General features: G+C 64.1%; 27 protein-coding genes, 1 tRNA gene and 1 pseudogene. 15 read left to right on the top strand and 14 right to left on the bottom strand.

The window, feature by feature from the left end:
• The first annotated feature begins 26 nt into the window (after nucleotides 1–26).
• Both P6U25_RS00505 and P6U25_RS00500 read left to right on the top strand, forming a co-directional pair.
• Nucleotides 27–1,550 (top strand): AMP-binding protein, encoded by a 1,524-nt coding sequence (locus P6U25_RS00505; RefSeq protein ID WP_407149498.1) that lies wholly within the window; start codon nucleotides 27–29, stop codon nucleotides 1,548–1,550.
• A gap of 70 nt (nucleotides 1,551–1,620) precedes the next feature.
• A complete protein-coding gene (locus P6U25_RS00500; protein WP_407149496.1) occupies nucleotides 1,621–1,953 on the top strand; it encodes a DUF6665 family protein in 333 nt (110 codons plus the stop codon).
• An 83-nt stretch (nucleotides 1,954–2,036) separates the two neighbouring features.
• On the opposite strand, the gene P6U25_RS00495 is transcribed toward P6U25_RS00500, so the two are convergent.
• The 8 genes from P6U25_RS00495 to P6U25_RS00460 all read right to left on the bottom strand — a co-directional run bounded on the left by P6U25_RS00495 (nucleotide 2,037) and on the right by P6U25_RS00460 (nucleotide 9,409).
• A complete protein-coding gene (locus P6U25_RS00495) occupies nucleotides 2,037–2,303 on the bottom strand; it encodes a DUF1150 domain-containing protein (RefSeq protein ID WP_280974701.1) in 267 nt (88 codons plus the stop codon).
• Nucleotides 2,304–2,353: 50 nt separating this feature from the next.
• The gene (locus P6U25_RS00490) at nucleotides 2,354–2,779 is read right to left on the bottom strand and encodes an Hsp20 family protein (RefSeq protein WP_280978327.1); all 426 of its coding nucleotides are present in this window, start codon (nucleotides 2,777–2,779) and stop codon (nucleotides 2,354–2,356) included.
• Nucleotides 2,780–2,949: 170 nt separating this feature from the next.
• Entirely contained in the window at nucleotides 2,950–4,032 is a 1,083-nt protein-coding gene (locus P6U25_RS00485; protein ID WP_407149495.1) for a sn-glycerol-3-phosphate import ATP-binding protein UgpC, read from the bottom strand.
• Nucleotides 4,033–4,140: 108 nt separating this feature from the next.
• Nucleotides 4,141–4,989, bottom strand: a complete 849-nt coding sequence (gene ugpE / locus P6U25_RS00480) for a sn-glycerol-3-phosphate ABC transporter permease UgpE (protein ID WP_407149494.1) — start codon at nucleotides 4,987–4,989, stop codon at nucleotides 4,141–4,143.
• Entirely contained in the window at nucleotides 4,989–5,870 is an 882-nt protein-coding gene (gene ugpA, locus P6U25_RS00475) for a sn-glycerol-3-phosphate ABC transporter permease UgpA (RefSeq protein ID WP_407149492.1), read from the bottom strand. Before ugpA ends, ugpE begins: the two co-directional genes overlap by 1 nt.
• Before the next feature lie 64 nt (nucleotides 5,871–5,934).
• The gene (gene ugpB, locus P6U25_RS00470) at nucleotides 5,935–7,251 is read right to left on the bottom strand and encodes a sn-glycerol-3-phosphate ABC transporter substrate-binding protein UgpB (protein WP_407149491.1); all 1,317 of its coding nucleotides are present in this window, start codon (nucleotides 7,249–7,251) and stop codon (nucleotides 5,935–5,937) included.
• A gap of 328 nt (nucleotides 7,252–7,579) precedes the next feature.
• Nucleotides 7,580–8,785 (bottom strand): CaiB/BaiF CoA transferase family protein, encoded by a 1,206-nt coding sequence (locus P6U25_RS00465; RefSeq protein ID WP_407149490.1) that lies wholly within the window; start codon nucleotides 8,783–8,785, stop codon nucleotides 7,580–7,582.
• 198 nt (nucleotides 8,786–8,983) lie between these two features.
• Nucleotides 8,984–9,409, bottom strand: a complete 426-nt coding sequence (locus tag P6U25_RS00460) for an organic hydroperoxide resistance protein (protein ID WP_407149489.1) — start codon at nucleotides 9,407–9,409, stop codon at nucleotides 8,984–8,986.
• 156 nt (nucleotides 9,410–9,565) lie between these two features.
• Here P6U25_RS00460 and P6U25_RS00455 point away from each other — a divergent pair, with 156 nt between their 5' ends.
• Nucleotides 9,566–10,027, top strand: coding sequence for a MarR family winged helix-turn-helix transcriptional regulator (locus P6U25_RS00455; RefSeq protein WP_407149488.1), 462 nt, complete (start codon nucleotides 9,566–9,568; stop codon nucleotides 10,025–10,027).
• 4 nt (nucleotides 10,028–10,031) lie between these two features.
• Here the strand turns inward: P6U25_RS00455 and P6U25_RS00450 are convergent.
• The 3 genes and pseudogenes from P6U25_RS00450 to P6U25_RS00440 all read right to left on the bottom strand — a co-directional run bounded on the left by P6U25_RS00450 (nucleotide 10,032) and on the right by P6U25_RS00440 (nucleotide 10,983).
• Nucleotides 10,032–10,269 (bottom strand): annotated as a pseudogene (locus tag P6U25_RS00450) (GIY-YIG nuclease family protein).
• 134 nt (nucleotides 10,270–10,403) lie between these two features.
• A tRNA-Ala gene (locus tag P6U25_RS00445) sits at nucleotides 10,404–10,479 on the bottom strand.
• A 96-nt stretch (nucleotides 10,480–10,575) separates the two neighbouring features.
• On the bottom strand, nucleotides 10,576–10,983 hold the full coding sequence (locus P6U25_RS00440; RefSeq protein WP_407149487.1) for a TIGR02300 family protein: 408 nt from the start codon (nucleotides 10,981–10,983) through the stop codon (nucleotides 10,576–10,578).
• A gap of 147 nt (nucleotides 10,984–11,130) precedes the next feature.
• Here P6U25_RS00440 and aroA point away from each other — a divergent pair, with 147 nt between their 5' ends.
• The 8 genes from aroA to trpB all read left to right on the top strand — a co-directional run bounded on the left by aroA (nucleotide 11,131) and on the right by trpB (nucleotide 19,428).
• Nucleotides 11,131–12,468: a 3-phosphoshikimate 1-carboxyvinyltransferase gene (gene aroA / locus P6U25_RS00435; RefSeq protein WP_407149486.1), complete on the top strand. Its 1,338-nt coding sequence runs from the start codon at nucleotides 11,131–11,133 to the stop codon at nucleotides 12,466–12,468.
• The gene (cmk, locus tag P6U25_RS00430; protein ID WP_407149485.1) at nucleotides 12,465–13,094 is read left to right on the top strand and encodes a (d)CMP kinase; all 630 of its coding nucleotides are present in this window, start codon (nucleotides 12,465–12,467) and stop codon (nucleotides 13,092–13,094) included. Before aroA ends, cmk begins: the two co-directional genes overlap by 4 nt.
• 379 nt (nucleotides 13,095–13,473) lie before the next feature.
• On the top strand, nucleotides 13,474–15,183 hold the full coding sequence (rpsA, locus tag P6U25_RS00425; RefSeq protein ID WP_407149484.1) for a 30S ribosomal protein S1: 1,710 nt from the start codon (nucleotides 13,474–13,476) through the stop codon (nucleotides 15,181–15,183).
• Between the two features lie 355 nt (nucleotides 15,184–15,538).
• Nucleotides 15,539–16,516 carry a signal peptide peptidase SppA gene (gene sppA, locus P6U25_RS00420; protein ID WP_407149483.1) on the top strand — a complete coding sequence of 326 codons (978 nt, stop codon included), beginning with the start codon at nucleotides 15,539–15,541 and terminating at the stop codon, nucleotides 16,514–16,516.
• A 172-nt stretch (nucleotides 16,517–16,688) separates the two neighbouring features.
• Nucleotides 16,689–17,018, top strand: a complete 330-nt coding sequence (locus tag P6U25_RS00415; RefSeq protein WP_407149482.1) for an integration host factor subunit beta — start codon at nucleotides 16,689–16,691, stop codon at nucleotides 17,016–17,018.
• 69 nt (nucleotides 17,019–17,087) lie between these two features.
• The gene (locus P6U25_RS00410; protein WP_407149481.1) at nucleotides 17,088–17,474 is read left to right on the top strand and encodes a lipopolysaccharide assembly protein LapA domain-containing protein; all 387 of its coding nucleotides are present in this window, start codon (nucleotides 17,088–17,090) and stop codon (nucleotides 17,472–17,474) included.
• A gap of 80 nt (nucleotides 17,475–17,554) precedes the next feature.
• Nucleotides 17,555–18,214 carry a phosphoribosylanthranilate isomerase gene (locus P6U25_RS00405; RefSeq protein ID WP_407149480.1) on the top strand — a complete coding sequence of 220 codons (660 nt, stop codon included), beginning with the start codon at nucleotides 17,555–17,557 and terminating at the stop codon, nucleotides 18,212–18,214.
• Nucleotides 18,211–19,428 (top strand): tryptophan synthase subunit beta, encoded by a 1,218-nt coding sequence (trpB, locus tag P6U25_RS00400; RefSeq protein ID WP_407149479.1) that lies wholly within the window; start codon nucleotides 18,211–18,213, stop codon nucleotides 19,426–19,428. The genes P6U25_RS00405 and trpB overlap by 4 nt, the downstream gene beginning before the upstream one ends.
• Nucleotides 19,429–19,507: 79 nt before the next feature.
• Here the strand turns inward: trpB and P6U25_RS00395 are convergent, their stop codons facing one another.
• A complete protein-coding gene (locus P6U25_RS00395; protein WP_407149478.1) occupies nucleotides 19,508–19,852 on the bottom strand; it encodes an endonuclease domain-containing protein in 345 nt (114 codons plus the stop codon).
• A 72-nt stretch (nucleotides 19,853–19,924) separates the two neighbouring features.
• Between P6U25_RS00395 and trpA the strand changes: the two genes are divergently transcribed.
• The 4 genes from trpA to P6U25_RS00375 all read left to right on the top strand — a co-directional run bounded on the left by trpA (nucleotide 19,925) and on the right by P6U25_RS00375 (nucleotide 23,935).
• Nucleotides 19,925–20,761 (top strand): tryptophan synthase subunit alpha, encoded by an 837-nt coding sequence (gene trpA / locus P6U25_RS00390; RefSeq protein WP_407149477.1) that lies wholly within the window; start codon nucleotides 19,925–19,927, stop codon nucleotides 20,759–20,761.
• A 105-nt stretch (nucleotides 20,762–20,866) separates the two neighbouring features.
• Nucleotides 20,867–21,808 (top strand): acetyl-CoA carboxylase, carboxyltransferase subunit beta, encoded by a 942-nt coding sequence (accD, locus tag P6U25_RS00385; protein ID WP_407149476.1) that lies wholly within the window; start codon nucleotides 20,867–20,869, stop codon nucleotides 21,806–21,808.
• A 95-nt stretch (nucleotides 21,809–21,903) separates the two neighbouring features.
• Nucleotides 21,904–23,148 carry a bifunctional folylpolyglutamate synthase/dihydrofolate synthase gene (locus P6U25_RS00380; protein ID WP_407152712.1) on the top strand — a complete coding sequence of 415 codons (1,245 nt, stop codon included), beginning with the start codon at nucleotides 21,904–21,906 and terminating at the stop codon, nucleotides 23,146–23,148.
• A gap of 40 nt (nucleotides 23,149–23,188) precedes the next feature.
• The gene (locus P6U25_RS00375) at nucleotides 23,189–23,935 is read left to right on the top strand and encodes a metallophosphoesterase family protein (RefSeq protein WP_407149475.1); all 747 of its coding nucleotides are present in this window, start codon (nucleotides 23,189–23,191) and stop codon (nucleotides 23,933–23,935) included.
• A 24-nt stretch (nucleotides 23,936–23,959) separates the two neighbouring features.
• Here P6U25_RS00375 and P6U25_RS00370 read toward each other — a convergent pair whose 3' ends face one another.
• Together P6U25_RS00370 and trxA are read right to left on the bottom strand one after the other, a co-directional pair.
• On the bottom strand, nucleotides 23,960–24,418 hold the full coding sequence (locus P6U25_RS00370) for a DUF2231 domain-containing protein (protein ID WP_407149473.1): 459 nt from the start codon (nucleotides 24,416–24,418) through the stop codon (nucleotides 23,960–23,962).
• 244 nt (nucleotides 24,419–24,662) lie between these two features.
• Nucleotides 24,663–24,983, bottom strand: coding sequence for a thioredoxin (gene trxA, locus P6U25_RS00365; RefSeq protein WP_407149472.1), 321 nt, complete (start codon nucleotides 24,981–24,983; stop codon nucleotides 24,663–24,665).
• Nucleotides 24,984–25,003: the final 20 nt, after the last annotated feature.

The raw sequence follows: 25,003 nt of genomic DNA, 5'->3' as shown, positions 1-25,003 counted from the left end.
ACTCGTCGTCTGCCGTGAGGTCCACCATGCGCTTCATCGACTATCTCGACAAAGGTGCCTCGCTTGGTGCCGATGCGCCGTGCCTCACCATGGATGGACGCGACCTCAGCTATCGCGAGGTGCAGCGGCTCAGTTATCGCATCGCGCGCGGGCTCGACCGGTCGGGCGTTGCGCCCGGCGAGAAAGTTGCGATCCTTTCGGGCAATGATCCGTTGGCCTTCGCCTGCGTGTTCGGCATCTCGCGCGCTGCTGCCGTGTGGTGCCCGATCAATCCGCGCAACGAGGCGACCGAGACCAAATTCGTCCTCGATCAGTTCGATTGCAGCCTGCTGCTGTTTCATTCGAGCTTTGCGCCGATGGTCGAAGCTGTGCGCCACGATCTGCCGAAGCTGCGCGCGCTGATCTGTCTCGACACCGAATTGCCCTTCGCGCCGTCGTTCGCGCGCTGGCTCGCCGGTCTCACCGACGATTTCTATCAACGTGAGACGGTCGACGATCTCGCGATGATCCCGGGCACCGGCGGCACCACCGGCAAGCCCAAGGGCGTGATGCTGTCGGGGCGCAACATCGAGGCGATGACCGCGCTGACGTTGATGGGGTATCCGTTCAAGGGCCGCCCGGTCTATCTCGCGCTGGCGCCGCTGACCCATGCCGCCGGCGTGCTCTGCTTTCCGATCATGACGCTCGGCGGCCGCATCGTGATCATGCATCACCCTGACATCGGCGAGTTCCTGGCGCTGATCGAGCGTTATCGCGTCACGCACACTTTTCTGCCGCCGACCGTGATCTACATGCTGCTCGACCATCCTGCTCTCGATCGTGCCAAGCTCGGCTCGCTGCAATGCTTCTGGTATGGCGCGGCACCGATCTCGGCAACGCGGCTCGCGGCAGCCTTGCAGCGGATCGGGCCGATGGCGCAACTGTTCGGCCAGACCGAAGCGCCGATGATGATTTCGATGATGGCGCCCGACGAGCACTACAACCCCGACGGCACCATCGCGATGCAGCGCCTGTCGTCGGCCGGAAGGATCAGCCCGCTGGTCCAGGCCGGTATCATGGACAGTGAGGGCAAGCTGTTGCCTGCGGGATCGCGCGGCGAAATCGTGGTGCGCGGCTCGCTGGTGATGGAGGGCTACTACAAGAATCCCGAAGCCACGGCCGAGGCCTCGGCGCATGGCTGGCACCACACCGGCGACATCGGCTACCTCGACGACGACGGTTATCTCTACATCGTCGACCGCGCCAAGGACATGATCATCACCGGTGGCTTCAACGTCTACTCGATCGAGGTCGAGAACGCGTTGCGCGCGCACGAGGCGGTGCAGGATTGCGCGGTGATCGGTCTGCCCGATGACAAATGGGGCGAGCGCATCGTCGCCGTGGTGCAGCCGCGCGCCGGTCACGCCATCGATGCGGCCGCGCTGGCTATCTTCGTCAAGCAGCAGATCGGCAGCGTCAAGACGCCGAAGCAGATCGAGATCTGGGACGATCTCCCGCGTTCCAAGGTCGGCAAGGTGCTGAAGCCGGAGATCCGCGCGCGGCTGGCCTGAACGTGTATTGACAACCGGCCGGTGACGCCAGAATACGGCTCCTGTATCGCAGCGAGCCAGGGGATATCGGATGTCCCGCGATTTTCGCCTTGATCGTGTTCCCGTCGACGTTCTCGCCTATGAGCTCGCCGAAGAGAGGGCGACTGCGCTTGGGCGAATGGGGCGTGCGCTGGAAGACGCTCTCGCCAAGCTGCGGGCGTTCGATGCCGCTCATCCGCGCTCCGAAGCAACGCGGCAGGCCCGGCGCATCCTGGTGCGGGAAGCCGGCCACGCGCTCTGGATGCTGGTGGTGCAGCGTGAAGCGTGCGGCCTGCGCAACAGCCGGACGCTGATGCGTGACTATAGTGTTCCCGGCGAGGTGCAGCAGTGCATGACACCGCTCCTCGCTGCATCATCGTCCTGAAAGAAAATGCGCGCGCCGCCTCGATCTCTATCGAGGCATGCCCGCGCATTTGAACTCGCGGATGCGGAAGTCGGCCTTGCGCGTCAGTGGACGCTCACGGCCTGCAATTCATTGCTCCAGGCGTTGGCGATCGCGGCCTCGCGGCTGTCGGTCAGCATGATCGGCGTGCCGTCGGCGGCGTGGAGTGCAAACAGCTTGAGACCTGGCGCAAGGCTCGGCGCTTGCGGAAAGAGATCCGGCACGTCCTCGGAACGGACCTGCTTCACATAGGCGATGTGACCCTCGCCCAGATGGGCCAGCGCTTCCGGCGTGACGCTCTCGGTTTCGAATGTGGTACTCAGTTCACTCATGGTCTCGACTCCTCAGTGGTACAAGCGGTCGAGTCCGCTCCAGGTTTCTATTATTCGTGTTCATTGATAGCGATTGTCTTAATGACCCGTTCAGGTTCCGGCCTGGCCAGATCAATCGACAACAGCCCGTTCTTCAGATCCGCGCCCAGCACCTGCATCCCCTCCGCCAGCACGAAAGTGCGCTGGAAGTGGCGCGCGGCAATGCCGCGATGGATGTATTGCCGAGCCTTGTCGTCCTGTTGGCGGCCGCGGATGACGAGCTGGTTTTCCTCAATGGTCACATCGAGTTGATCGCGGGTGAAACCCGCCACCGCCAGCGTGATGCGCAGGCGCTCCGGTTGGCCGTTGGTACGGTCGAACCGCTCGATGTTGTAGGGAGGATAGCCGTCGGCACCCTTCACGACGCGATCGAGCGCACGCTCGATTTCGTCGAATCCCAGAAGGAACGGACTGGACAACGATGGAACACGAGACATTACAAAGTCCTCTCGAAGCGACTTTGAGGGGCCCTTGCGGCACCCCATGCAATCGACGGGCCTCTTGCCCGCCGATCAGCAAGCAATATGGGGGTGATTTGGATAGCGTTCAAGCGCCTCTGAAACCAGCATAAATGGTTCGCAGGATCGCGGTTAATCTTCCGGGTCGGTCATTGGCCGATGCGCTTGCGGCCGTCGGCGGTAAATAGATGCAGCTTGTCGCGGGACGCGACCGCGCGAATTCGCTCGCCGATCGCCGGCCCGGACGCGCCTGGAACCCGGACGATGACCTCACCGGGCGGCAAGTCGCCAGGGTTGGCGGCGACGCCCTGTTCCTCGTGCCGGCGGCTGCCATAGACAAAGGTTTCGGCACCGACGTGCTCGATCGCCTCGACCGTCAGCCCGAGCGCGACCCCGCCGGGAGCGGTCTCGCTGGAGATCACGAAATCCTCAGGTCGGATGCCGACGATGCCGGCGCCATCGACACCGGCGATCTGCGATTTCAGCTCGTCCGACCGCAGCGGCATCAGATTCATCGGCGGCGCGCCGATGAAGGAGGCGACGAAGGTGGTGGCAGGCCTCTGATAGATCTCCAGCGGATTGCCGATCTGCTCGACCTGGCCTGCGTTCATGACCACGAGAATGTCGGCGAGCGTCATCGCTTCGAGCTGGTCGTGGGTGACGTAGATCGACGTGGTGTTGAGGCGACGTTGCAGCTTGCGGATCTCGACGCGCATAGCGATGCGCAGCTTGGCATCGAGGTTCGACAGCGGCTCGTCGAACAGGAACACCTTGGGCTGACGGACGATCGCGCGGCCCATCGCGACGCGCTGACGCTGGCCGCCGGAGAGCTGCCGCGGCTTGCGCTGCAGCATCGGCGCAAGCTCGAGGATGCGCGCGGCTTCCTCGACGCGGGTCTTGATCTCGGCCTCCGCCATGCCGCGGTTGCGCAGGCCGTAGGCCATGTTGTTGTAGACGCTCATATGCGGATAGAGCGCGTAGTTCTGGAACACCATCGCGATGTCGCGGTCGGCGGGCTCGACCTGGTTGACGACGCGGCCGCCGATGTCGATCTCGCCGCCGGTGACGGTCTCGAGCCCCGCGACCATGCGCAGAAGCGTGGACTTGCCGCAGCCGGAGGGGCCGACCAGCACGCAGAACTGACCGTCGCCGACATCGACGTCGACGCCCTTGATGGCCTCGAAGCCGCCGGGATAGGTCTTGCGGACGCTGCGCAGCGTGACGTTAGCCATTGGTTTCACCGGCGAACAGCGAGTGGGGCATAGCGAGTAGGGGAAGGCAGATGGTTGGGCTTGGCGCAGCAGCGCCACTCGCTATTCGCCATTCGCTGCTCGCTCCTCTCACTTTTCCGTCTCCACCAATCCGCGCACGAACAGTTTCTGCATCACGACGACGACGAACACCGGCGGCAGCATCGCGAGCACCGCGGTTGCCATCACCACCGGCCATTCGGTCAGCGCGTCGGTCGTGGTGATCATCTTGCGGATGCCGATCTGGATGGTCTGCATGTCGTCGCGCGTCGTGATCAGCAGCGGCCACAGATACTGGTTCCAGCCGAGGATGAACAGGATCACGAACAGCGCCGCCATGTTGGTGCGCGACAGCGGCAATAGCGTATCCCAGAAGAAGCGGAACGGACCCGCGCCGTCGATCCGCGAGGCCTCCAGCAATTCATCCGGCACGGTCATGAAGAATTGCCGGAACAGTAGCGTCGCGGTGGCGGAAGCGATCAGTGGCAGCGACAGGCCGGCATAGCTGTCGAGCAGATGCAGGTCGGCGACGATCTTGTAGGTTGGGTAGATGCGCACCTCGACCGGCAGCATCAGGGTGATGAAGATGATCCAGAAGATCGCCATCCGGAATGGAAAGCGGAAATAGACGATTGCATAAGCCGAGATGATCGAGATCGCGATTTTGCCGATCGCGATCATCAGCGCCATGATCAGCGAGTTCAGCATCATGCTGCCGACCGGCTCGCGGGTCGAGCCGCTCGAGCCGACGAAGATCGTCTGATAGTAGGTCTCGAAGAAATGGCCGCCGGGCAACAGCGACATCTGCCCGTTGGCGATGACAGCGTTGTCCTGCGTCGAGGCGACGATGGCGAGGTAGACCGGGAACGCGACGATCGCGATCCCGATCCACAGGATGACGTGGGCGACGTAGCGCCGGATGCCCTCTTGCTCGACCATCAGTAGGTCACCTTGCGTTCGACGAAGCGGAACTGGATCGCCGTCAGCATGATGACGATGGCCATCAGGATCACCGATTGCGCCGCCGAGGAGCCGAGGTTGCCGCCGAGCAGACCGTCGGTATAGACCTTGTACACCAGCGTTTCCGTCGCCTTGCCGGGACCGCCGCGGGTCATCGTGTCGATGATGCCGAAGGTGTCGAAGAAGGCGTAGACGATATTGACGACCAGCAGGAAGAAGATGGTCGGCGACAGCAGCGGGAAGGTCACGGTCCAGAACCGCCGCATCGGCCGGGCGCCGTCGATCGCGGCCGCCTCGTGCACGCTCTTTGGAATGCTCTGCAGGCCGGCGAGGAAGAACAGGAAGTTGTAGGAAATCTGCTTCCAGGCTGCGGCAAGGATGATCAGGAGCGCAGCCTGGTCGCCGTTGAGCAGCGGATTCCAGTCGACACCGAGCGCGCGCAGATGGCGCGAGAGCACGCCGAGCGACGGATGCAGCATGAAAATCCAGAGTACGCCGACGACCGGTGGGGCCACCGCATAGGGCCAGATCAAGAGCGTGCGGTACAGCGTGGAGCCGCGTAGCGGCTTGTCGGCCATCACGGCCAGCAACAGCGCGAAGGACAGCGAGGAGACCGCAATCGCGAAGGAGAACGCGAAGGTCCGCACGATCGCGTCGAAGTAGGCCGGCTCCTTAAGCAGATCGAGATAGTTCTCGAACCAGACGAAGGTGGTCGAGAGGCCGAACGCATCCTGCAGCAGGAACGACTGGATCACCGCCTGCGCGGCCGGCCAGTAGAAAAAGATCAAGACGATCGCGAGTTGCGGGGCAACCAGCGCGTAGGGCAACAGCTTTGATTGGAAAATCGACTGCTTTTGCATGAGGTCTGGAAAAATGGCAGGCCGCGGGATGCGGCCTGCCGGGTCGGTGGTCTAGCGCATCATCTCAGCGGACGGCGGTTTTTTCAAACTGCCGCAGCATCTGGTTGCCGCGTTCGACGGCGGCATCGAGCGCCTGCTTGGCGGTCTTCTTGCCGGCCAGCGCCTGTTCGATCTCTTCCGCCCAGACGTCGCGGAGCTGCACCATGTTGCCGAGCCGCAGGCCGCGGGAATTCTCGGTCGGCTCCTTGTGGGTCAGCTCGAGCAGCGGCGTCTCGAGATAGGGCTGGTCCTTGTAGAAGCCCTCGGCCTTTGCCTTCTCATACGCTGCCTTGGTGATCGGCAGATAGCCGGAAGCCTTGTGGATCCAGACCTGGCGGTCGGTGTCCGACAGGAAGGTCAGGAACTTGGCCACGCCCTTGTATTCGTCGGCCGACTTGCCGCCCATCACCCAGAGCGAAGCGCCACCGATGATCGAGTTCTGCGGCGCGCCCTTGACGTCGGGATAATAGGGCATTGGCGCCGCCGTGAAGTTGAACTTGGCCTGCGCCTTGACGTTGCCGAAGAACGCCGACGAGGTCAGGTAGATCGGGCATTCGCCCGAAGTGAAGCGGCCCTCACCGGTGTTGGTGCGGCCGGCATAGTCGTAGGTCTTGTCCTTTTGCAGCTCGACCAGATTTTCGAGATGCTTGACCTGCAGCGGGCCGTTGAACTCGAGCACCGTGTCGAAGCCGTCGAGGCCGTTGGCCTTGCTCGCGAGCGGCACGTTGTGCCAGGCCGAGAGCTGCTCGAGGTTGACCCAGGTGACCCAGGAGTTGGAGAAGCCACAGGTGGTGTAACCGGCCGCCTTCAGCTTCTTGGCGTCCTCGAACACTTGCGGCCAGGTTTTCGGAATCTCGGCGATGTTGGCCTTCTTCAGCGCGTCGAGATTGATCCACATCACCGTCGATGACGAGTTGAACGGGAACGACAGCATCTCGCCCTTCGAGGTCGAGTAATAGCCGGTGATCGCGGGCAGATACGCCTTCGGATCGAACTTCTCTCCGGCATCCTGCATCAGCTTGTAGACGGGTTTCACGGCGCCGGTGGCGGCCATCATCGTCGCAGTGCCGACCTCGAACACTTGCAGGATGGCCGGTGCGTTGCCGGCGCGGAACGCGGCGATGCCGGCGTTCATCGTGTCCGCGTAGCCGCCCTTATAGGTCGGGACGACCTTGTAATCGCTCTGTGCGGCGTTGAAATCGTTGGCGAGCTTGACGATGACGTCGTTGTTGGCGCCGGTCATCGCATGCCACCACTGGATCTCTGTCACCGCAAACGCGGGTGACGCGAACGCAAGCGTGGCAGACGCCGCTGCGACAGCGCCAAGTCGTCGAAAAAGCATCAAAATCCCTCCCGGATGGAACGTCAGGTTTCGTTACGCGCGTTAACAGCGCCGGATGACGTTCAAATGACCGTATAAACGAAAGCCATGGTACGGGGGAAGCCAGCGCGAAGGGAAGCGGTAAAAAAGGCGGAGATCGCAAACACGTCGGTGCAGTGCAACGTCAGGCGTGACATGGCACCGCAGCTCGGCGCTTGATTGCGCTCGTCCACCGGGGGGCCGAGGGAATCAGGCGAGATTTCTCTGGAGTGCTTGTTTTGTGTCTGCGCACCAAACGAGGCCGGCCCCACAATCGGTGCGGGGCCGGCCTTTGGTCGAAGCGACCTGGTTAGCGCTTGCGTTCGGGGCCGCAGACCACGCCCTTGTCAACCAGGGCACTGATCTCGTCCCCGGAGTAGCCGAACTCGCCCAGCACTTCCGCGGCGTGCTGGCTGAACTTCGGCGGCGTCCGCCGCAAATTGGGCTTGGTGCGATCGAGCCGGATCGGCGAGGCGACGCCCTTGTACCAATCCTTCTCGATGACGTCGCCGCGGTAGATCGTGTGCGGGTTGGTCAGCGCCTGGTCGATCTTCTGCACCGGCCCGGCCGGCAGGCCCGCGGCGAGCAGTCGGTTGCACAGCGGCTCGGCCTCGTGCTGGCTGAACACCGCGGCGAGCTCTTCGCGCAGCGCGTCGCGATTGGCGATGCGGTCCTTGTTGCGGGCAAAGCGCGGATCGGTGCCGAGCTCGGGTTTGCCGATCTCCCTGGCGAGCTTGCGGAACGTCCCGTCATTGCCGACGCCGATGAAGATGTTGTCGGTCTTGGTCGGGAAGATCGCGTAAGGAACGAGGTTCGGATGCTCGTTGCCGGTGAGCGACGGCGGCTTGCCATGCATGAAGTAGTTCGCGGTGTGCGGATGCATGATTGCAAGGCCGGTCTCGTACAGCGTGGTCTCGAGAAACTGGCCGAGGCCCGAGCGCTGCCGCTCCGACAGCGCCATCAGGATGCCGATCGCGGCATAGAGCCCGGTGGTGATGTCGACCAGCGGCACGCCGATCCGCATCGGTCCGCTCTCGGGCGAGCCGGTCGCCGCGATCATGCCGGTCATCGCCTGGATGATCGCGTCGTAGCCGGGATTGCCGCCGCGCGGGCCGTCGGCGCCGAAGCCGCAGATGCGACAATGCACGAGGCGTGGGAATTTCGCCCGCAGCACGTCATTGCCGATGCCCCATTTGTCGAGCGTTCCCGGCTTGAAGTTCTCGATCAGCACGTCGGCAGTCTCGAGCATCTTCATCAGCACCGCGCGTCCGCCCTCGGAGGCGAGATCGAGGCCGATCGAGCGCTTGTTGCGGTTGATGCCGACGAAATAGGCCGCGTCCTCCTCGTGGAAGGGAGGGCCCCAGTCTCGGACTTCGTCGCCCGCCGGCGGCTCGACCTTGATCACGTCGGCGCCGTGGTCGGCAAGGATTTGCGTGCAATAGGGGCCGCCGAGCACGCGCGTCAGATCGATCACGCGCAGTCCGGTCATCGCGCCGGTTGGCGCAGGGGTATTCATAGAAGCAACCTTCGCTCGGATGGTGTCGTGGGTGAGGGTCCAGAGCTAACGGTGTTCAAGCGAGGCAGCAATGCCCTCGCGCGCGCAGGCCCATGCAATCGGGCGCTCCGACGTTCGCCACGCGAACCGGCGCCCGTTTGGGCCGGCCGGGGAATCGATGGTCCGCCGGCGCGGCGGCGGACCATGGACGGAGGCGACTTAGACGACGGTCAGCTTGACGTCGACATTGCCGCGGGTCGCGTTGGAATAGGGGCACACCTGATGCGCCTTCTCAACCAGCGCTTCTGCGTCCGCGCGTGCAACGCCGGGCAGCGAGACCGCGAGGTCCACGGTGAGGCCGAAGCCGCCTTCCGAGCGCGGGCCGATGCCGACCGTCGAGGTCACCGAGGCGTCGGCGGGAACCTTCGGCCCGCCCGGAGAGGCCACGAACTTCATGGCGCCGATGAAGCAGGCGGCATAGCCGGCCGCGAACAGTTGCTCCGGGTTGTTGCCGGCGCCACCGCCGCCACCAAGCTCCTTGGGCGTCGTGAGCTTGACGTCGAGCGCGCCGTCGAGGGTCGCCGCATGGCCGTCACGGCCGCCGGTTGCCTTGGCGCTGGTCTTGTAGAGCACGTTCACAGACATCATGGTCTCCCTTGTTGAAATTCGACGATCAAATAGATCGCGCAAAGTTAGATTGCGCGCAATATAAATTATGCGGCCTCACATTTAATTGTTCGCAATTGAATCTGTGCCGCCGCAAGCCCACAATGACCCGGGAATGTGACACGACGGATTTCCATGGTCAGGAAACAGACGGCGGCCGATCAGGCGCTGCGGCTCGATAACCAGATCTGCTTTGCGGTCTATTCGACCGCGCACGCTTTCAATCGCGTCTACAAGCCGTTGCTCGACAAGCTCGGCCTGACCTATCCGCAATATCTCGTCATGCTGACGCTGTGGGAGCGCGACGGCGTCCCGCTCAAGGATATCGGCCAACGCCTGTTTCTCGATTCAGGCACGCTGACGCCGCTGCTGAAACGGCTGGAGGCGGCGGAACTGATCAAGCGAACCCGCAGCACCGAGGACGAGCGTCAGGTGCTGATCGCGCTGACGGCCCAGGGCCACGCGCTGCGTGAAAAGGCCAAGTCTGTCCCGCAGTCGATCCTCGCGGCATCGGCCTGCTCAGTCGGCGAATTGCTGGCGGTGAAGGACGAGATCGTCGCGCTGCGCGACCGGCTGAATGCGGTGCTGGGGGAGTAGGGGGCTAGAGGCGCGTCTTGGCGAAGGCGCGGCCGGAGTGCGATTTAAGGTACTTCTCGAACGCGAGAGCTTTGTACTTGTCCGGGAACGCAGTACCAGACGAGCTGCCAGGGCCGGAATTTTGAGGTGTGCGCCGACTTGCCGGCGTTGTGCTCAGGAAGTCGTCGCTTCAGGTCTTCGGTGGCACCAACGTATTCCTGGTCAGGGAAATCGATGCTGCGGATGATGTAGACGTACCACATTGGCATCCACGGGCGGGCGCTAAGGGCAGGGATTCCAGGCCATCCGTCTTCGCCCTGCGGGCTACGCCGGACACCACGCTTCGCCCTCCAGGCTCTTGCGTGGCTGCGCCACGCGTAGCCCGAAGGGCGAAGCGTGGTGGAGCCAGGCGGGATCGAACCGCCGACCTCTTGCATGCCATGCAAGCGCTCTCCCAGCTGAGCTATGGCCCCTTAAGTCTCCAGTGGGACGATACCAGGGATCAGTCCCGTCCGGCGAGTCCTAGGCGACTCGCGCGGAGCACCGTTGATCACAGATCACGGCCGATCTCAAGTCTCTTCGTCACCTCCGACGTCACCAATGATGTCGGTGACGTCCTCATCGCCCTCTTCCTCGTCGGCGATGAAGGTCGAATCGTCGTCGTCATCGTCCTCGATGCTCTCATCGATCTCGATGTCGTCCTCGGATTCGGGAACTTGAGCCTTGACCTTGCCGGTGTTCTCCTCGGCATCGGCCTCCTCGAGCGAGACCAACTCTTCGGTCTCGGCCGTCTCCGGCATGTCGGCTGCGGTCGAGGGCGAGCTGACGTTGGCGCCACGGCCCCGCGGCGGGGCCACCGGCGCGATCGGCACGACCTCGCCGGTGTAAGGCGAGATCACCGGATTCTTGTTGAGATCGTAGAACTTCTTGCCCGTGGTCGGGCAAATGCGCTTGGTTCCGAGATCGGACTTGGCCACGTGGTAATCCTGGGAATGTCTCTGAAAAACGGAGCTTCACTTGGCTAGTTGAGGGGCCGCTGTCAATAGCGGTTTTGCGCGCATTTGACGGGCGCGTGACGTGATGTTGCCTATGTGATACCTGCCGCGGCGCGAGAGGACACCATCTTGGCCCATTCAGACACCCCGACCCCACTGGAATCCCGTGCGAGCGGCCCCTTGGCCGGCAAAGTCCGCGTTCCCGGCGACAAATCGATTTCCCATCGCGCCCTGATCCTGGGAGCGCTCGCGGTCGGCGAAACCCGCATTTCCGGCCTGCTGGAAGGCGAGGACGTGCTCAATACCGCGAAATCCATGCGCGCGCTGGGCGCCAGGGTGGAGCGGACCGGGCCATTTGCCTGGTCGGTCTCCGGCGTCGGGGTTGGCGGCTTCGCCAAGCCCGCCGCCGCGCTCGATTTCGGCAATTCCGGCACGGGCTGCCGGCTGGTGATGGGCGCGGTCGCGGGTTGTCCGATCGCGGCAGTTTTCGATGGCGATGCCTCGCTGCGCTCGCGCCCGATGCGCCGCATCCTTGATCCGCTGGAGCTGATGGGCGCCAGGACCAGCGATGTCCGCGAGGGCGGCCGGCTGCCGCTGACCCTGCACGGGGCGCGTTATCCGGTGCCCATCGTCTACAAGACGCCGGTTGCCTCGGCCCAGATCAAGTCCGCGGTGCTGCTGGCGGGGCTGTCCGCGCCCGGCGTCACCACCGTGATCGAGCAGGAAGCGAGCCGCGACCATACCGAGCTGATGCTCAGGCATTTCGGCGCCGAGATCTCCTCGGAGAAGGAAGGCAGCCATGGCCGCAGGATCACGCTCGACGGCGAGCCCGAGCTGCATGGCGCCGAGGTCGTGGTGCCGGCCGATCCCTCCTCGGCAGCATTCCCGATCGTGGCGGCGCTGATGGTCGAAGGTTCCGACGTCGTATTCTCGGACGTGATGACCAATCCGCTGCGCACCGGCCTCCTCACCACGCTGCGCGAGATGGGCGCCTCCATCGAGGAGAGCGGGGTCCGCGCCGACGCCGGTGAACCAATGGCGCAGTTGCGCGTTCGTGCCTCGAAGCTGCGCGGCGTCGAGGTGCCGCCGGAGCGTGCGCCGTCGATGATCGACGAATATCTGGTGCTGGCGGTCGCGGCGAGCTTTGCCGAGGGCACCACCATCATGCGCGGCCTGCAGGAGCTGCGGGTCAAGGAATCCGACCGGCTCGAAGCCACCGCCGACATGCTGCGCGTCAATGGCGTCAAGGTCGAGGTTTCCGGCGACGATCTGATTGTCGAGGGCCGCGGTCATGTTCCCGGCGGTGGCTTGGTCGCGACCCATATGGATCATCGCATCGCGATGTCGGCGCTGGTGATGGGCTGCGCCTCCGACAAGCCGGTCAAGATCGATGACACCACCTTCATCGCCACCAGTTTTCCGGATTTCATTCCGATGATGCGCTCGCTCGGAGCTGACTTCGCATGATCATCGCCATCGACGGTCCCGCCGCCTCGGGCAAGGGCACGCTCGGCAAGCGGCTCGCCCACCACTATGGCTATCGCCATCTCGATACCGGCGTGATCTACCGCGCGGTGGCCTATGCGATGATGGCGGCAGGGGCCGACCTCAACAATGAGGCGCTCGCGGTGGCCGCGGCGCTCGAGCTCGATCCCGAGAAGTTCGGCAATCCGATCCTCAAGACGCAGCAGGTCGGGGAAGGCGCGTCCGTGGTTTCCGCCTTTCCCAGGGTGCGCGAGGTGCTGGTCAACTTCCAGCGCCAGTTCGCCGCCGATCCGCCTGGCGCGGTGCTCGACGGGCGCGACATCGGCACTGTGATCTGCCCTGACGCCGACGTGAAGATCTTCGTGGTTGCCGACCCCAGGGTGCGCGCGCGGCGGCGGACGCTGGAGGCCCGCGCCCGTGGCGAGGATGCCGACGAGGAAGCGGTGCTGGCCGACATCCTCAAGCGCGACGAGCGCGACAAAAATCGCGCTATCGCGCCGCTGCGTGCAGCGCCGGACGCCCACACCCTGGACAATTCCAACCTCGACATCGAGGCGGGTGTGCGCGCCGCCATCGCCATCGTCGAACGGGCGCGCGCAAGGCGCTGACACCGGAGGTCAATGCGAGGCTCTTCGGGCCGGAAAGTCCCGTAAAATGGGGCATTTCGCGCTTGCCGAAAGCAGCTTGCAGGGCTATATCAGCGCCGTCCGGGCCACCATCGACGGTGTCGAGGCTGTGTCTGAAGCGGGCCGGTGTTGGGTTTGAGCCCTTGCCGCATCTGGAGGAACGCCCGCTCCCAGGTCTCGAAGTCGATATTCGCGTTTCTGGCTCCGGATCAATCAAACGTACCGAACGTGCAGTCTGCTGCCGGCCCGCTGTTGCGCCTCCTGCAACGAGCGGTCGTCAGGGTTTGCGGAACCCCGACACTTCACGCACGGTGCGCCCATCAACCCGAACGGCCGGCAATTCCCCGCATCTGGAGAACAAATGGCTTCCAATACTGTGTCTTCCTATAACCCGACCCGCGACGACTTCGCGGCGATGCTTGATGAGTCCTTTGCCGGCGGCAATTTGCAGGAAAGCTCGGTCATCAAGGGCAAGGTGGTTGCAATTGAGAAGGACATGGCCGTCATCGACGTCGGCCTGAAGACAGAAGGCCGCGTGGCGCTGCGCGAATTCGCCGGCCCCGGCCGTGAAAGCGATCTGAAGGTCGGCGACACCGTCGAGGTGTTCCTCGACCGCATCGAGAATGCGCTCGGCGAAGCCGTGCTGTCGCGCGACAAGGCGCGCCGCGAAGAGAGCTGGGGCAAGCTCGAGAAGGCGTTCCAGAACAACGAAAAGGTCAACGGCGTCATCTTCAATCAGGTCAAGGGCGGCTTCACCGTCGACCTCGACGGCGCAGTTGCCTTCCTGCCGCGCTCGCAGGTCGATATCCGTCCGATCCGCGACGTTGCGCCGCTGATGAACAACTCGCAGCCGTTCCAGATCCTCAAGATGGACCGCCGCCGCGGCAACATCGTGGTGTCGCGCCGCACGGTTCTCGAAGAGACCCGCGCCGAGCAGCGCCAGGAGCTGGTGCAGAACCTCGAAGAGGGTCAGGTGATCGACGGCGTGGTCAAGAACATCACCGATTACGGTGCGTTCGTTGACCTCGGCGGCATCGACGGCCTGCTGCACGTGACCGATATCGCCTGGCGTCGCGTCAATCACCCGACCGAGGTGCTGTCGATCGGCCAGACCGTGAAGGTCAAGATCATCAAGATCAACCACGAGACACACCGCATCTCGCTCGGCATGAAGCAACTGCTGGACGATCCGTGGCAGGGCATCGAAGCCAAGTATCCGCTCGGCGCCCGCTTCACCGGCCGCGTCACCAACATCACCGACTACGGTGCGTTCGTCGAGCTCGAGCCGGGCATCGAAGGCCTGATCCACGTCTCCGAGATGTCGTGGACCAAGAAGAACATGCACCCCGGCAAGATCGTCTCGACCTCGCAGGAAGTCGAAGTGCAGGTCCTGGAAGTGGATTCGGTCAAGCGCCGCATCTCGCTCGGTCTCAAGCAGACCATGCGCAATCCCTGGGAGGTCTTCGTCGAGAAGTTCCCGGTCGGTTCGGTGGTCGAGGGCGAGGTCAAGAACAAGACCGAGTTTGGTCTGTTCCTCGGTCTCGAGGGCGACGTCGACGGCATGGTCCATCTCTCCGACCTCGACTGGAAGCTTCCGGGCGAGCAGGTCATCGACAACTTCAAGAAGGGCGACATGGTCAAGGCCGTGGTGCTCGATGTCGATGTCGAAAAGGAGCGCATCTCGCTCGGCGTCAAGCAGCTCGAAGGCGACCCCTTCGCCGAGCCGGGCGACGTCAAGAAGGGCGCGGTCGTGACCTGCGAAGTGCTCGAGGTGAAGGAGAGCGGCATCGAGGTCCGGATCTCGGGCACCGAGTTCACCACCTTCATCAAGCGGTCCGAGCTGGCCCGCGACCGCAACGACCAGCGCGCCGAACGCTTCGCCGTCGGCGAGAAGGTCGATGCCCGCGTCATCCAGTTCGACAAGAAGGCCCGCAAGGTGCAGGTCTCGATCAAGGCGCTGGAAGTCGCCGAGGAGAAGGAGGCCATCGCGCAGTACGGCTCCTCCGATTCGGGTGCGACGCTCGGTGACATCCTCGGCACCGCGCTCAAGAACCGCGGCACCGACAAGTAAGCGTTCGCTTGGGTTTTCGCGAACCAATCAGGCCCCGGCGCAAGCCGGGGCCTTTTTGATTGAGTGGCCACAGGTCCGTCTTCCCCTTCCCCCTAAAAGGGGGAAGGTCGGGATGGGGGTCCAGCCGCAGGCGATGCTCCATGCCGGGAGAGCCGATCCTCACCCGCTTTGCTCTCACGAGCAAAGCGACCTCCCCTTTTCAAGGAGAGGTGAGGACGTATCAAGGAGAGGTGAGGACGTAGCGCCAATACGGCGAGCCTTGTTTTCTTCATATTGCGTCGCAATTGATGTATTTGGCTAAGGTTATGGTGACGCTGCGATTGCAGAAACGCGCGGACATTCTTGGAGCATTTCGATGTCGCTGGATTCAGACGTGATCGTCGATCGCCGCCGTATCAGACGCAAGTTGACGTTCTGGCGTGTCACCGCCGCCATCGTGGTGATCGCGGCCATTGTGGGGATCGGCCTGTTCGCGACCGGCGAACGCGGCGTGTTCGAGACCAAGGGCACGATCGCGCGAGTCACGATCGAGGGGCTGATCCGCAGTGACCAGCAGCGCGTCGAAGCGCTGGAGCGGCTCGAGAAATCGAGCTATGCGGCCGTCGTCGTGCACATCAATTCACCGGGCGGCACCACCGCCGGCTCCGAGCAGCTCTACGATTCGCTTGTGCAACTAAAGGCGAAGAAGCCGCTCGTCGTCGTCGTCGAGGGTCTGGCCGCGTCGGGCGGCTACATCACCGCGCTTGCGGCCGATCACATCGTCGCCCAGCAGACATCGCTGGTCGGCTCGATCGGCGTGCTCTTCCAGTTTCCAAACGTTTCAGAACTTCTCAAAACCGTCGGCGTGAAGGTCGAGGAGATCAAGTCTTCGCCGTTGAAGGCGGCGCCGAACGGCCTCGAGCCGACCAGCCCCGAAGCGCGCGACGCGATCGACGCGCTGGTGAAGGATTCCTATGCATGGTTCCGGGGATTGGTGAGGGAGCGGCGCGGCATGGACGACGCCCTGCTGCAGAAAGTCGCGGATGGACGCGTCTTCACCGGCAGGCAGGCGCTTGATCTCAAGCTGATCGATCAGCTCGGCGATGAGAAAACCGCGGTTGCTTGGCTCGTTGCGGAAAAAAAGGTGAAAAGCGGCCTTCCGGTGCGCGACTACAAGCTCAATCCCCGCTTCGGCGACCTGACATTCCTGCGCACCGCAGCGTCCGTAACCCTCGACGCGCTCGGCCTCGGCGCCATCGCGCGGCGGATCGAGCAGGGTGGCATGGTGCAGGCGGTCGATCGATTCGGGCTTGACGGCATGTTGGCCTTGTGGACCCCAACCGGAACCAACTGATCGGTGCCAGGGCGTGTCGTAGAGGCGATTCCCGCTCTGCGGGAATCGCGGAATGGCCCAATTGGGCTATTTGTCACCCTAATTCGCGACGCCGGGAATTGATTTAGCGACTTGACAGTGCAGGGTATTTTCACGGAAATGGACTTCCGCGAGATCCCGGATCCCATTTTCGATGATCAAATCCGAACTTGTTCAGCGTATCGCCGAGCACAACCCGCACCTCTATCAGCGGGATGTCGAGAACATTGTGAATGCGATTCTCGATGAGATCGTCGCGGCGCTGGCGCGCGGCGATCGTGTCGAGTTGCGTGGTTTTGGCGCATTCTCCGTCAAGCATCGTCCGGCGCGTGCCGGCCGCAATCCGCGTACCGGCGAGCATGTGCCGGTCGATCAGAAGAGCGTGCCGTTCTTCAAGACCGGCAAGGAGATGCGCGAGCGTCTCAATCGCGAGGGCGTCGAAGCTGAAGCGTCGAAGGTCGACGCACCAAAGGCTGACGCGTAGCGCACGGGCTCAGGCGTGCCGTGTCGCGGGCTCATGCCCGCGCTTTCTCCATCGCTGTGAGAGATGGTCATGCGAAAGTTCTTCACGGCATTGGTCGTCATTCCGCTGGGGCTGATCTTCATCATCTTCGCGGTCGCCAACCGTCACTGGGTGACGGTGTCGTTTGATCCCTTCAATTCCGTCACGCCGACGATCGCAGTCACATTGCCGCTGTTCGTCGTGATCATCGCGTCGGCGATTCTGGGAGTGCTCGCGGGCGGCATCGCGACCTGGTTCCGGCAGGGCCGCTGGCGCCGCGCCGCCCGGCAGCACGAGGCCGATGCCCGCCGGGCCCGCGCCGAGCTCGCCGATCTCAGGGCTGCCGCGGCCCGAGGCGATGCGCCCCAGCTTCCCGCGCCGTCTCAAACCGGCTTTTACGGGTCCGCCGGGCGAGACAAGCAGGGCGCGACGTTGTAGAACCCGCCCCGTCGGACGTGGGTACGCCCCGGTTCCGGCCGCCCGAAAACCCGTTCAGAGTGACGACCCGTTTCGAGACCATGTCCCTGCTTGTCAAAATCTGCGGCCTGTCCACGCGCGAGACGCTCGACGTCGCGCTTGATGCCGGCGCCGACATGGTCGGGTTCGTGTTCTTTCCGCCGTCGCCCCGCCATATCGGCCTGGAGGTCGCGCGCGAGCTCGGCAGGCGCGCTAACGGTCGCGCGGTGAAGGTCGCGCTGACAGTCGATGCCGACGACGCCACCCTGGAAAACATCGTCGAGACGCTGCGGCCTGACATCCTGCAACTGCACGGCAAGGAGACGACGGCACGGCTGCGCGATATCAAGCAGAAGTTCGGCCTGCCGCTGATGAAGGCGCTGCCGGTCGAGACGGCTGCCGATCTCGCGCCGCTGCCGGGCTATGCCGGCGTTGCCGACCGTATCCTGTTCGATGCCCGGGCGCCGAAGGACGCCACGCGGCCGGGTGGCCTCGGTGCGCCGTTCGATTGGCGCGTGCTGGAAAATCTTGATCTTGCCCTGCCGTACATGGTCTCGGGCGGGCTTCACGCCGACAACGTTGCCGAGGCCGTCACCGTGACCCGTGCCGGCGGTGTCGACGTCTCGTCGGGTGTCGAGCGCACGCCCGGCGTCAAGGATCCCGAGCTGATCCGCGCCTTCATCCGCGCCGCGCGCGCAACCCAGGAACTGATGGTTCGATGAATCCAACCCTGCCCAATTCCTTCCGCACCGGCCCTGACGAGCGCGGACATTTCGGCATTTTCGGCGGACGCTTCGTGGCGGAAACGCTGATGCCGCTGATCCTCGACCTGGAGAAGGCCTATGCGGAGGCCAAGGCCGATCCGTCGTTCCAGGCTGAGATGAACGCCTATCTGAAGGATTATGTCGGCCGGCCCTCGCCGCTGTATTTCGCCGAGCGCCTCACCGACCATTTCGGCGGCGCCAAGATCTATCTGAAGCGCGAGGAGCTCAATCACACCGGCTCGCACAAGGTGAACAATGTGCTCGGCCAGATCATGGTCGCGCGGCGCATGGGCAAGAAGCGCATCATCGCCGAGACCGGTGCCGGCCAGCACGGCGTGGCGACGGCGACGCTGTGCGCGCGCTTCGGCCTCGAATGCGTGGTCTATATGGGCGCGGTCGACGTCGAACGTCAGCAGCCGAACGTGATCCGCATGGAGATGCTGGGCGCCAAGGTCGTTCCAGTGCAGTCGGGCGCGCGCACGCTGAAGGACGCGATGAACGACGCGCTGCGCGACTGGGTGACCAACGTGCACAACACATTCTATTGCATCGGCACGGTGGCGGGTCCGCATCCCTATCCGATGATGGTGCGCGACTTCCAGTCGGTCATCGGCCACGAGACCCGCACGCAGATGCAGGAGGCGGAGGGCCGCCTGCCGGATTCGCTGATCGCCTGCATCGGCGGCGGCTCCAATGCCATGGGCCTCTTCCACCCGTTCCTCGACGATCCATCGGTCGAGATCTTCGGCGTCGAGGCGGCCGGCCATGGGTTGACGCAATTGCATGCCGCCTCGCTGGCCGGCGGCCGCCCCGGCGTGCTGCACGGCAACCGCACCTATCTCCTGATGGACGAGGACGGCCAGATCCAGGAAGCGCATTCGATCTCGGCCGGGCTCGACTATCCCGGCATCGGGCCGGAGCACTCCTGGCTGCACGAGACCGGCCGCGTGAAATATCTGTCGGCGACCGACGAGGAGGCGCTGGCCGCGTTCCAGTTGCTGTCGCGGCTCGAAGGCATCATCCCCGCGCTGGAATCGGCGCACGCCATCGCGAAACTGTCCGAACTCGCACCGCAGCGCCCGAAGGACCACCTGATGGTGGTCAACCTCTCCGGCCGCGGCGACAAGGACGTGCCGCAGGTCGGCGACATCTTGAAGGGCAGGAAGAAGTGACAAGTCGCGCACCCTTCCCTTACCTCTCCCCGTCGGGGAGAGGTCGGCCGCGTAGCGGCCGGGTGAGGGGTCTTTCCTTTCACTCGAATCGAAGCGAGGTCTCGATCATTTCGAGCACGCCTTCCAGATTCTCGTACACGTCGACGTTAGAAACCCGAACGACGAGAAAGCCGCAAGCTTCAAGGATTTCCGTTCTGACTTCGTCGCGCTTCAGCTCTGCGGATGTCGAATGCGTCGCGCCATCGACCTCGACGATCAGTTTGCCATCAAGGGTCACGAAATCGACGATGTACCGGCCAATCGGGTGCTGGCGGCGAAATTTCCATCGCGCCAGCCTTCGGTTGCGCAACGCTTGCCAGAGCGTTGCCTCGGCGTTGGTCTGTGACGCGCGGAGGCTCCGCGCTCTCGCCTTGAATCGCTCCATCCCCCTCACCCGGCTGCTGCGCAGCCGACCTCTCCCCGGAGGGGAGAGGTATAGCACAGCGACTGCCACATCATGACCACCCGCATCGACGCCAAGTTCGCCGACCTCAGGAAGCAGGGCCGCTCCGCTTTCGTCACCTTCGTGATGGCGGGCGATCCCGACGCAAAAACCTCGCTCGACATAGTCAAGGCACTGCCGAAGGCGGGTGCCGACATCATCGAGATCGGCATGCCATTCACCGATCCGATGGCTGACGGTCCGTCGATCCAGGCGGCCGGCCTGCGCGCGCTGAAGGGCGGCATGACGCTGCGCAAGACGCTGGAGATGGTGCGCGGCTTCCGTAAGGAGGACAACGCCACGCCGATCGTGCTGATGGGCTACTACAATCCGATCTACATCTACGGCGTTGACGCCTTCCTGGCCGATGCGAAGGCCGCCGGCGTCGATGGCCTGATCATCGTCGATCTGCCGCCGGAGGAAGACTCCGAGCTCTGCATCCCGGCCATGAAGGCTGGACTGAACTTCATCCGTCTGGCGACGCCGACCACCGACGACAAGCGCCTGCCGGCGGTGCTCGCCAACACCTCGGGCTTTGTCTATTACGTCTCGATCACCGGCATCACCGGCAGCGCGGCCGCCGATTCGAAGGCGGTTGGCGAAGCCGTCGCCCGCATCAAACGGCACACCGAGCTGCCTGTCTGCGTCGGCTTCGGCATCCGCACCCCCGAGACGGCGCGTGCGATTGCCGAAAGCGCCAATGGCGCCGTGGTCGGCACCGCGATCGTCGATGCGGTGCGCGGCAGCCTCGATGCCGAAGGCCGCGCGACGCCGAAGACCGTCACCGCCGTGGCCGACCTCGTGTCGGCGCTGGCCCAGGGGGTCCGCGGCGCCCGTCAGGCCGCTGAATAAGCCATAATTTGCGGCGACAAGGCCGCGGAGCGCGGCTTGCCGGGGTCGCCCGGCCCCGCCATATAACCATGTGATGCGGGACCGATCCGCATTTCGGAGCGAACCATGAATTGGCTCACCAACGTCGTCCGGCCGAAGATCCGCAACATCCTGCGCCGCGAGACGCCGGAGAATCTCTGGATCAAGTGCCCGGATTCCGGGCAGCTCGTGTTCTACAAGGACGTCGAGGCCAACCAGTTCGTGATCCCGGGCTCGAACTACCACATGCGCATGGGCGCGGTGGCGCGGCTGAAGTCGATCTTCGACAACGAGACCTGGTACGACATCGCGCTGCCCGAGGTCATCGCCGATCCGCTCAAGTTCCGCGACGAGCGCAAATACGCCGATCGCATCAAGGACGCTCGCGCCAAGACCGGCCTGAACGACGCGATCAAGGTCGGCTACGGCAAGCTCGAGGGCGCCGGCGTCGTGGTCGCGGTGCAGGATTTCGATTTCATGGGTGGCTCGCTCGGCATGGCGGCCGGCGAAGCGATGGTGCGCGGACTCGAGCTTGCGGTCGAGAAAAAGTCGCCCTTCATCGTGTTCGCGGCGAGCGGCGGCGCGCGGATGCAGGAAGGCATCCTGTCGCTGATGCAGATGCCGCGCACCACGGTCGGGGTGCAGATGCTGCGCGAGGCGCGGCAGCCTTACATCGTGGTGCTGACCAATCCGACCACCGGCGGCGTCACCGCCTCCTACGCGATGCTCGGTGACATTCACATCGCCGAGCCCGGCGCGCTGATCGGCTTTGCCGGCGCCCGCGTGATCGAGCAGACCATCCGCGAGAAGCTCCCCGAAGGATTTCAGCGCGCCGAATATCTGCGCGAGCATGGCATGGTCGACATGGTCGTGCATCGCCACGACATGAGAGCGACGCTGGCGCGGCTGTGCCGCCTGCTGACGAAGTCGCCGGCACTCGAAACCTCGTCGAAACCCACGGCCGCCGTCACGGCGCCGGCCCAGATCGTCACGGCTCCGGAGACGGTGCCGGCCGCGCCGCACGCGTGACCGACAGAGCCGCCTCATCACCGTCCTCGTTCGAGGCGTTGATCGCGCGGGTGTCGGCGCTGCACCCCAAGCGCATCGATCTCAGCCTCGATCGCATGCTCGGTCTGATGAAGGGGCTCGATCACCCCGAGCGCAAGCTGCCGCCGGTGATCCATGTCGCCGGCACCAACGGCAAGGGGTCCACGATCGCTTATTTGCGTGCGATCCTGGAGGCCGCCGGCCTGCGCGTGCACGTCTTCACCTCGCCCTATCTGGTACGGATCAACGAATGCTACCGGCTGGGCGCGGTCGGCGGTGGCAGGCTCGTCGATGACGACGAGCTGCATGCAACGTTCGAGCATTGCGAGCGGGTCAACGCCGGTAATCCCGTCACCGTCTTCGAGATGGAGACCGCGGTCGCGTTCTGCCTGTTTGCAAAGCATCCGGCCGACGTCGCGCTGCTCGAGGTCGGGCTCGGCGGCCGGCTCGATTCGACCAATGTGGTCGAGACGCCGCTCGCCTCGGTCATCGCGCCGGTCAGCATGGATCACATGGAATTCCTCGGCGACACGCTGACGTCGATTGCCGGCGAGAAGGCTGCGATCATCAAGCGCAAGGTGTCGGTGATCTGTGCCGAGCAGGCACCGGAGGCGATGGCGGTGATCGAGGCGCAGGCAAGCCGCATGCGCGCACCGCTGCACGCGGCGGGGCAGCAATGGCATGTCGGCGTCGAGCGCGGCCGGCTGGTCTATCAGGACGAACGCGGATTGCTGGATCTCGCGGCGCCAAAACTGTTCGGCCGTCACCAGTTCGACAATGCCGGACTTGCGATCGCGACACTGCGCGCGATCGACGCGTTCAAGCTCAACATGGCCGCCTATGAAGCCGGTATCGTCAATGCCGAGTGGCCAGCGCGAATGCAGCGGCTGGTCTCCGGCGCGCTCGTCAGCCAGGGGCCGCAAGGCAGCGAGGTCTGGCTCGACGGCGGGCACAATGCCGAAGGCGGTCGGGTCGCGGCCGCAGCCCTCGGCGATCTCGAGGAACGCGTATCGCGGCCGCTCGTCGTCGTCGCCGGCATGATGGGCAACAAGGACGCCGGCGCCTTCCTCGCCAATTTCGCCGGGCTGACGCGCCACATCATCGCCGTCCCTGTGCCCGGGCGCGACAGCGGAATGCCGCCCGAGCGGCTGGCCGATGCGGCGCGCGCGCTCGGCATGCGGGTTGAGATCGCGCCCGGCGTCGACGCCGCGCTGCAGCGGCTCGCGATGCTGGCCTATGAGGTGCCGCCGCGCATCCTGATCACCGGCTCGCTCTATCTCGCCGGCCCCGTACTTGCCGCCAACGGCACGCCTCCTGCATGATGAGCCTGGCTGTCAAGGATCCGAAGGAGGAGCCGGCATCATGCGGTTCGCGGCCATCGCCGACGTTCATGGCAATTACCTTGCACTGGAAGCCGTGCTTTCAGACATTCGCGCTGCGGGCATTTCCGATATCGTCGATCTCGGCGACATGGTCAGCGGGCCGCTCGATGCGCGGCCGACCATCGACATCCTGATGGGTCTCGATGCGACCCATCTGCTCGGCAATCACGACCGCTATCTGATCGACCGCCCTCACGAGAAGATGGGCTCCTGGGAGCGGCGAACCTATACACAACTCGAGCCGCGGCATCTCGACTGGCTGCGCACGCTGCCTGCGAATTGTGTCTATCGCGAGCAGGTCTTTCTCTGTCACGCGACGCCAGCCGATGACGAGACCTATTGGCTCGAGACGGTGCTCCCCGGCGGCGAGGTCTGCATGTCCGCGCTGGAATCGATCGAGGCGATGGCGGCCGGCGTGATGCAGTCGCTGATCCTCTGCGCTCACACCCATACTGCCCGCGCCGTGCGACTTCGCGACGGACGGCTGATCGTCAATCCAGGCAGCGTCGGCTCGCCCGGCTATCGGGCTGGCAAGCCGCATCCACATGTCGTGCAGGCCGGCTCTCCCGACGCGCGCTATGCTATCCTTGAACAGGCCGGTGGCGCATGGCGGGTGACCTTCCGCCACGTGCCGTACGACCACGAGACGATGGCAGCGCTGGCGCGGCAGAACGGCCAGCCTGAGCTCGCCTCGGCGCTGGCAACGGGATGGATTCGTTCGTCGTAACCCGTGCTACCTGCCGAAGCTTCGTTAGTGGATGTGCGCCTCGTCCGACACGCCGACATGCTCGCGATAGACCATCTCCCAGCCCTTCCAGCCCGTGAACAGCAGGATCAGGACCACGATGAGCGAGAGCACGAGACCCGTCGGTAGGATCGCGGATGAGCCGTGCTCGAAGCGAGAGTACCAGTTGTAGAGCGCGATCAACACCACGATGACGTTGCCGCCCGCATGCTGCCATGCATCGGAAAGGTTGCGGACCTGATCATCTCCCAGGAGATCAGTCAGGCCGGCAACGGCCGCGAGGACCGCCATGATCAAGCCGATCCCAAGCAGCCAGAGCGAGGCGCTGGCCCAGAAGTCAGTGCCGGTCTTCCAGAAGGCGAGGTCAGCAACGAAGGTCAAAACGAAGCAGGCGACTGGAAACGGAATAAGCATCGGATGAATGGGATGTCCCGCGACCTGCGCGGTTGATCTGGGGTTCGACATAGGTCCCTCCTCAAGACGATTCGGCACCTCAACTTGGCCTGCATGCACAGGTTCCAATGCGGGGCGATCCAGTTGCGGATCCTTGCAGCGGCGCCGTTCGCATCCACGGGTGGAACGCAGCGAAATCCAAGAGAACTTCAAGAGAACTCGGACCGCAGCGCCCCGGACCGCGCGATCATCCGCCGCAAAAAACAAAACGGCCAGCTTTCGCCGGCCGTTTCACAATCAGCAAATTGGAAGCGGATCAGACCGCAGCGGAAATCCACTGCTGCAACTTCGCCTTCGGCGCTGCGCCGACCTGACGCGAGGCCATCTCGCCGCCCTTGAAGATCATCAGGGTCGGGATCGACATCACGCCATACTTCGACGCGGTCTTCGGGCTCTCGTCGACGTTGAGCTTCACGATCTTGACCTTGTCGCCCATCGCGCCGGAAATTTCGTCAAGGGCGGGCGCGATCATGCGGCAGGGGCCGCACCACTCGGCCCAGAAGTCGACGACCACCGGCCCGGTCGCCTTGAGCACTTCGGCGTCGAAATCGGCGTCAGAAACCTTGCCAACGGCCATGGGAGTACCTCGTTCGGTTG

It is taken from the genome of Bradyrhizobium sp. ORS 86 (genome assembly GCF_045571475.1).
Taxonomy (GTDB): Bacteria; Pseudomonadota; Alphaproteobacteria; order Rhizobiales; family Xanthobacteraceae; genus Bradyrhizobium.
This window is presented reverse-complemented; position numbering and strand designations above follow the sequence as displayed.

Bases quoted from the DNA above. Each gene is read 5' to 3' on its own strand.
- sppA (WP_407149483.1), top strand. From the start codon at position 15,539: ATGTCGCTGGATTCAGACGTGATCGTCGATCGCCGCCGTATCAGACGC.
- cmk (WP_407149485.1), top strand. From the start codon at position 12,465: ATGATCATCGCCATCGACGGTCCCGCCGCCTCGGGCAAGGGCACGCTC.
- P6U25_RS00490 (WP_280978327.1), bottom strand. From the start codon at position 2,779: ATGTCTCGTGTTCCATCGTTGTCCAGTCCGTTCCTTCTGGGATTCGAC.
- P6U25_RS00370 (WP_407149473.1), bottom strand. From the start codon at position 24,418: ATGTCGAACCCCAGATCAACCGCGCAGGTCGCGGGACATCCCATTCAT.
- P6U25_RS00415 (WP_407149482.1), top strand. From the start codon at position 16,689: ATGATCAAATCCGAACTTGTTCAGCGTATCGCCGAGCACAACCCGCAC.
- P6U25_RS00465 (WP_407149490.1), bottom strand. From the start codon at position 8,785: ATGAATACCCCTGCGCCAACCGGCGCGATGACCGGACTGCGCGTGATC.
- rpsA (WP_407149484.1), top strand. From the start codon at position 13,474: ATGGCTTCCAATACTGTGTCTTCCTATAACCCGACCCGCGACGACTTC.
- P6U25_RS00505 (WP_407149498.1), top strand. From the start codon at position 27: ATGCGCTTCATCGACTATCTCGACAAAGGTGCCTCGCTTGGTGCCGAT.
- P6U25_RS00455 (WP_407149488.1), top strand. From the start codon at position 9,566: ATGGTCAGGAAACAGACGGCGGCCGATCAGGCGCTGCGGCTCGATAAC.
- trpA (WP_407149477.1), top strand. From the start codon at position 19,925: ATGACCACCCGCATCGACGCCAAGTTCGCCGACCTCAGGAAGCAGGGC.
- ugpB (WP_407149491.1), bottom strand. From the start codon at position 7,251: ATGCTTTTTCGACGACTTGGCGCTGTCGCAGCGGCGTCTGCCACGCTT.
- P6U25_RS00500 (WP_407149496.1), top strand. From the start codon at position 1,621: ATGTCCCGCGATTTTCGCCTTGATCGTGTTCCCGTCGACGTTCTCGCC.
- accD (WP_407149476.1), top strand. From the start codon at position 20,867: ATGAATTGGCTCACCAACGTCGTCCGGCCGAAGATCCGCAACATCCTG.
- P6U25_RS00485 (WP_407149495.1), bottom strand. From the start codon at position 4,032: ATGGCTAACGTCACGCTGCGCAGCGTCCGCAAGACCTATCCCGGCGGC.
- P6U25_RS00495 (WP_280974701.1), bottom strand. From the start codon at position 2,303: ATGAGTGAACTGAGTACCACATTCGAAACCGAGAGCGTCACGCCGGAA.
- P6U25_RS00395 (WP_407149478.1), bottom strand. From the start codon at position 19,852: ATGGAGCGATTCAAGGCGAGAGCGCGGAGCCTCCGCGCGTCACAGACC.
- ugpA (WP_407149492.1), bottom strand. From the start codon at position 5,870: ATGCAAAAGCAGTCGATTTTCCAATCAAAGCTGTTGCCCTACGCGCTG.
- P6U25_RS00380 (WP_407152712.1), top strand. From the start codon at position 21,904: ATGCTCGGTCTGATGAAGGGGCTCGATCACCCCGAGCGCAAGCTGCCG.
- P6U25_RS00460 (WP_407149489.1), bottom strand. From the start codon at position 9,409: ATGTCTGTGAACGTGCTCTACAAGACCAGCGCCAAGGCAACCGGCGGC.
- P6U25_RS00405 (WP_407149480.1), top strand. From the start codon at position 17,555: ATGTCCCTGCTTGTCAAAATCTGCGGCCTGTCCACGCGCGAGACGCTC.
- ugpE (WP_407149494.1), bottom strand. From the start codon at position 4,989: ATGGTCGAGCAAGAGGGCATCCGGCGCTACGTCGCCCACGTCATCCTG.
- trxA (WP_407149472.1), bottom strand. From the start codon at position 24,983: ATGGCCGTTGGCAAGGTTTCTGACGCCGATTTCGACGCCGAAGTGCTC.
- P6U25_RS00410 (WP_407149481.1), top strand. From the start codon at position 17,088: ATGCGAAAGTTCTTCACGGCATTGGTCGTCATTCCGCTGGGGCTGATC.
- trpB (WP_407149479.1), top strand. From the start codon at position 18,211: ATGAATCCAACCCTGCCCAATTCCTTCCGCACCGGCCCTGACGAGCGC.
- P6U25_RS00375 (WP_407149475.1), top strand. From the start codon at position 23,189: ATGCGGTTCGCGGCCATCGCCGACGTTCATGGCAATTACCTTGCACTG.